Below are 5,330 nucleotides of genomic sequence, written 5' to 3' on the forward strand. Positions count from 1 at the left end.
GTCGTTGATTACCCTGGCCATTTTTTATCGGTCAAAGGGTCACATTCGTATTGCCTTTTTCAGATCTTCCATCGAGAGATATTTTCAAGATAGACAACAGCTCGATTCTTGGTTGATTCCTATTCTTATTGCATTTCTTGATCTACAAAATGTGGTATAATTGGTATACAACAGAATGGCTTGAGAGGGCGGTCGGCTAATCTCCCGGAAGGGAGGTGATGCCGTGGAGGTTAAGGACGCATTGACGATCATGATCGGTTTCGGAGCACTTATTATCGCGCTTCTGTCGCTGGTTGTGGCAATCGTTACGCCGGTAGTTAACCAAGACAAAAAGAAATAGACCGCCCTCACCCAAGGATAACGGTCTATTCCTATAGCCTTAATCCGAAGCCAACCGCCCTTGAAAGCGGCTGTTGTGCAAAGGAGTCGTGTTACCCGCACGGCTCCTCTTGTGTTTTCATTATAACACAGCAAAGTGCATCATGTTAAACATTTTGTTTAACAGCATAGCAAAAAACCACTCCCTTTTCAGAATTCAGAATTGTGTTCCGAAAATAAAGTGGTTCCGTTTATTAGAATCCTGTGTTCAACATTTTTCCATGTATGGTGCGGTCGAGAGGACTCGAACCTCCACGGTATTGCTACCGCCAGCCCCTCAAGCTGATTGAGAGTTTCTTTCCTGCTTGGTTTGAATACAGAGAATACTAATATAATGGGAAACCCCATGCCCACAATCTGATTAATTCAGATTAAATCGGCCGCTGTCCGCCCCCGTTTGTCCCCAAAATGTCCCCATTCACCACCACCAGGGATAATCGAAATGGTCTAGGTAAGAGATATGTTTGAATAACACCGGAAAGTTTCATGTCATTCCAAGTCAAACATCATCTGTGCCCTCTTCTAATCGTTCATGATCAATCCTCATATTGAGACAGTACCACTAAACATTAGGCAATATAATAAACGGGGCTACAATTCACGATAGTAGTTGTTCCGAAAATGCAAAGATTTTTGTTTCGGGCGCAGAACGTGCTCTTTTAAAGAAAAGCAAAAGAGATTCAATTAATGAGTCAGATTTAGATTATAATTAATCATTTACAGAAGTGATACGTGACGTGGTGATGTCTGAACGGAAGACTTAAAATGAGAATCCTGGGTCTCTGTCAATAATTTTGTGTAAACTCCTTTATAGAGAATCTCCCCCATGGGGGAGATTGGCCCTCACGGTAGATGCTGGCCGATGCGCTCGGGGAAGAAGACCGAGAGCTGCAGCAGCATTTGGCCCCAGTTTTGGACACGACCCGTCCATTTGCGGGTGACGTCCATGGTGACAAGGTATAGCATTTTCAGCAGCGCCTCATCGGTCGGGAAGATGCTCTTGCCTTTGGTCACCTTGCGTAGCTGGCGGTGGTAGCTCTCGATCATGTTCGTCGTATAGATCAGCTTGCGGATCTCCGGCGGATACTTGAAGAACGTCGCCAGCTCGTCCCAGTTAGTACGCCACGAGCGAAGGATGAGCGGGTACTTGGAACCCAACGTCTCTTCGAAGCGATCCAGTTCTACAAGCGCCATTTCTTCAGTCGCAGCTTTGTAGATGGGCTTCAGGTCAACCGTTACTTTTTTGAGATCCTTGTAGGACACGTAGCGCGTCGAATTGCGGATTTGGTGGATGATGCACTTCTGGATCTCGGTCTTCGGGTAGCAGGCTGTAATCGCTTGGGAGAAGCCGGTCAGATTGTCGACACAGGTGATCAGGATGTCTTGTACGCCGCGATTCTTGAGGTCGTTCAGAACGCCAAGCCAGAACTTCGCTGATTCATTCTCGCCGATCCACATGCCGAGCACATCTTTGTTGCCGTCCAGGTCAATGCCGATGACCATGTAAGCCACTTTGTTGATGATGGCACCGTCCTGCTTCACTTTGAAGTGAATCGCATCCAGGAATACGACTGCATAAACCGTCTGCAGCGGGCGATTCTGCCACTCCTTGATGAGCGGAACGATCTTGTTCGTTACGTTCGAGATCATCGTCGGCGAGACGTCGATGCCGTACAGCTGATGTAGATGATCTTGAATTTCTCTTGTGCTGACGCCCTTGGCGTAAAGCGCGATGATCTGATCCTCGATGCCGGTTACGTTCGATTGATGCTTCCGGACGATGACCGGGTCGAACTCGCCGAGACGGTCTCTCGGAACAGAGATCTCCTGCTCGCCGTACTCACTTGTGATCTTTTTCTTGCTTTTCCCATTGCGGCTATCGCTCGTCTGCTTATTCTGAACGTCATGCTTCTCGTAGCCCAGATGGCTGTCCATCTCTGCCTTGAGCATCTCCTGCAACATTTCAGCGAACAAGCCTTTCAAAGCATTCTGTGCGTCCTGAGCGGTGACCAGGTTGTTCTCCTTGATAAATGCTCTGAGTTGCTCCTTCGACCACAATCCCATGTGTGCTCCCCAACCTTTCTTCTCTACTACCATTTTAGTAGGTTTGAGAGTTTACACAAAAGATTTTGGCTTGTGTATTCCACGAATATCTAAGAAATTTTGCATTCACCTCCTAATGTGCCAAGTGCACAACAATACCTATTTGGTTTGCCACTCTACTCTGAGTAAAATCCAGCCTCTAAATTTACAATCTATTCTTCCAGATAAGGCTCGTTTCACTGAATCATCATTATGCAACACAGCCATTTTCGTTCATTAGTTCTGCGCTCGGCTAAGCCGTCGCAGACTACCTCAAGCCATGCTCTCGTCTCCCAGCTCAACTACTCCGAACAAAATAGAAAAATATGTAAACGGAGGATTGAACTCTGGATAATCGCAACCGGAATTGAAACTGTTTATATTGGTTCTAAACTGTGATAACAGGAGGGATTAAACCGGTCGCTAATCACGATTGGACGAGAGTGAAGTCGAAAGTTAACATCAGAGAAGTTTGATTGTTATAATGCATAATCTTCGACAATATCAGTAGAAGAGGGGGCACTGTGGGAACAACATTGTTTTCCCTAAAAGTAAACGTCATTCGATATCACGATCGTCTGCTCTCTCTGCTTTACTCCCACGAACTACATCATCAATAACAAAGAAAAACGGTAACGCAAAAATCCCCAGTCATGATCTGACTGCGGGATGATTGTTTTCGTTTTATATCGTCTTTTGGCTCTACAGATCACGACAAGTCTCCAAAGCGTTAACTGGTTAATATTCTTTTTGTAAATGTTCAACTGATGCAAAATCCTTTATTTTGTAATGGCCATTGTCATAAGCAACTGTTGTGATTGAGCACTCAGGGATCAAATCACTTTGTTCAGCTACAAAATTCTGATGCCAGAAATCAAGTTTATTCTCAGGGAAAGCTTGGACTAAGAAATCAGTAATGATTCCACCGTGAGTGACAACCACAATATTACTGTCTGGCGGATTATTCTTAGCTAATGTTGATAACGCCAATGAAAAGCGTTCACCCGCTTGTTTTGCTGAGTCACCTACGTCAGGAACATAGTCTGGGTCTCGCGTACAACGATTCCACATTTCAATAAATTGTTCAAAGGTCTGTCCTGGCAGATCGCCCCAATTAACTCGTTCGCGCAAATGAATATCCTCTTGTAACACTGTCTTCGTTTTTAATGCAATATATTCCGCTGTTTCCCTTGCTCTTAGAAGGGGACTTGTTATTACAACAGTTATTGGAAATTTACAAAAATATGTTGCGGTTAATTGAGCTTGTAATTTCCCTTGAGGTGTTAATTTGGCGTCGCCAATGATCTTTTCTTTGACAGCATGCCTTACTAGAAAAAAAGTTGTACTCATAAACCAGAGCCTCCTTGGCGTATATCCAGAGCGCCATAGGTCATTTTTCTTTTAGTTGAGTGTTACCCAATCTCTCCAGTCTTCCCGGTTATTCACTACATATATCCCATTTTCTCTATTTACAAACTTGTGGATAAACAGTTCTCTGCGAATGGTCGCATAATCATCATGATAAGCTTTAATTATTTCGTTAAGTTCCAACTCTGAATAGGTTTTAGCTGTATCAAGTTGATTGGTGAGATACTCCAATACAATTAGTCTTTTCTTCAATTTTGAAGGTAAATGTTTTAACCTACCGTTGTTTTCAAAGAAATTACTAAGTACGGATTTTCGCAATTTTTCATTTTTAATTAGTGTACTTGTGTTGATCTGTTGATCAGTCATTCTTATCCTACTTTCAATTTTAATAATTAGAAGACAATGCACTAAAGTGTCATAGAACTCCCTCAACATACCATATGATAAGAAGCCAAGTATTAGTACGGCACCTAATAAAGGCTCAAAGATCAGTCTAATTATCTAGTCATTTTCTCGCTTCTAAGGGACGGATTTTATGAAGCCGATCCTCAACTGATAATGAAAGGTGAGCTTTATAAGTTTTCTCGTTTTCCTTTGTATATTTATAATAATTTGGACGTTGACCAACCGGATCAAGTCCAAATTTATGTGTAAATTCCCTCAGTTAGATTGTGTTACATAATTCGTGGAAGCGTCCCGTCAAGTGGTGTAAAATCGATTTCTACCGAGTGACCCAGATTTATTTCTGCAAGAGTGTGGTGGATGCAAGAGGAGCTTGCTCCCCATTGACGATTTTGGCCATGGATTCGAGACTGAAATAACGACGTGCAACGGTCCATTCATCTTGCTGCTCGATTAAGATGGCACCGATCAGTCGGATAACGGATTCCCGATTTGGAAAGATTCCTACTACGTCTGTACGTCGGCGGATTTCGCGGTTTAAACGCTCTAACGGGTTGGTGGAATGAATTTGCCGCCAATGCTCCCTGGGAAAAGCCATGTAGGACAGTACGTCACTTTCTGCCTGCTCCAGAATATCCATGGCTTTCGGGAACTTCCCACGAAGTTGCTGGACGACTTGTCGGAGCTGCATTACAGCCGCTTCTTGGCTCGGTTGCGCAAAAATCGTCCGGATGATCGACGATACCATCGGGTCTGTCAAGAATTTTGTGTAAACTCATTTATGGAACCTCCCCCGAGGGGGAGAGCGAACCCTTACGGCAAATGCTGTCCAATTCGATCTGGATAGAAGACGGAGAGCTGGAGGAGGATTTGTCCCCAGTTCTGCACGCGACCGGTCCATTTCCGCAGCACGTCCATCGTCGCCAGGTATAGCATCTTCAGCAGCGCCTCGTCCGTCGGGAAGATGCTCTTGCCTTTGGTTACTTTGCGTAGTTGCCGGTGGTAGCTCTCGATCATGTTCGTCGTGTAGATGAGCTTGCGGATCTCGGGAGGGTATTTGAAGAACGTGGCCAGCTCGTCCCAATTGTTCCGCCACGAGC

5 protein-coding genes and 1 pseudogene are annotated in these 5,330 nt (G+C 44.6%); 1 reads left to right on the forward strand and 5 read right to left on the reverse strand.

The window, feature by feature from the left end; translation table 11 throughout:
• Positions 1-223 precede the first annotated feature (223 nt).
• A complete protein-coding gene (locus tag G485_RS30070; RefSeq protein ID WP_240489188.1) occupies positions 224-340 on the forward strand; it encodes a putative holin-like toxin in 117 nt (38 codons plus the stop codon).
• 881 nt (positions 341-1,221) lie between these two features.
• Here G485_RS30070 and G485_RS0117075 read toward each other — a convergent pair.
• The 5 genes and pseudogenes from G485_RS0117075 to G485_RS0117090 all read right to left on the reverse strand — a co-directional run.
• Complete coding sequence (locus G485_RS0117075; protein ID WP_027093512.1) at positions 1,222-2,442, reverse strand: IS256 family transposase; 1,221 nt, start codon at positions 2,440-2,442, stop codon at positions 1,222-1,224.
• 756 nt (positions 2,443-3,198) lie between these two features.
• Positions 3,199-3,810, reverse strand: coding sequence for a histidine phosphatase family protein (locus G485_RS29360; RefSeq protein ID WP_084423366.1), 612 nt, complete (start codon positions 3,808-3,810; stop codon positions 3,199-3,201).
• 51 nt (positions 3,811-3,861) lie between these two features.
• Complete coding sequence (locus G485_RS27085; protein WP_169732337.1) at positions 3,862-4,194, reverse strand: DUF2087 domain-containing protein; 333 nt, start codon at positions 4,192-4,194, stop codon at positions 3,862-3,864.
• Between the two features lie 373 nt (positions 4,195-4,567).
• Positions 4,568-4,978 (reverse strand): annotated as a pseudogene (locus G485_RS0117085) (transposase); the annotation flags it as partial.
• Between the two features lie 65 nt (positions 4,979-5,043).
• Positions 5,044-5,330: transposase (locus tag G485_RS0117090; protein WP_027093514.1), on the reverse strand; the 287-nt coding region annotated here is incomplete at its 5' end.

The sequence above is a fragment of the Cohnella thermotolerans DSM 17683 genome, assembly GCF_000429825.1.
GTDB lineage: Bacteria > Bacillota > Bacilli > Paenibacillales > Paenibacillaceae > Cohnella > Cohnella thermotolerans.

Bases quoted from the DNA above. Each gene is read 5' to 3' on its own strand.
- G485_RS0117075 (WP_027093512.1), bottom strand. From the start codon at position 2,442: ATGGGATTGTGGTCGAAGGAGCAACTCAGAGCATTTATCAAGGAGAAC.
- G485_RS29360 (WP_084423366.1), bottom strand. From the start codon at position 3,810: ATGAGTACAACTTTTTTTCTAGTAAGGCATGCTGTCAAAGAAAAGATC.
- G485_RS27085 (WP_169732337.1), bottom strand. From the start codon at position 4,194: ATGACTGATCAACAGATCAACACAAGTACACTAATTAAAAATGAAAAA.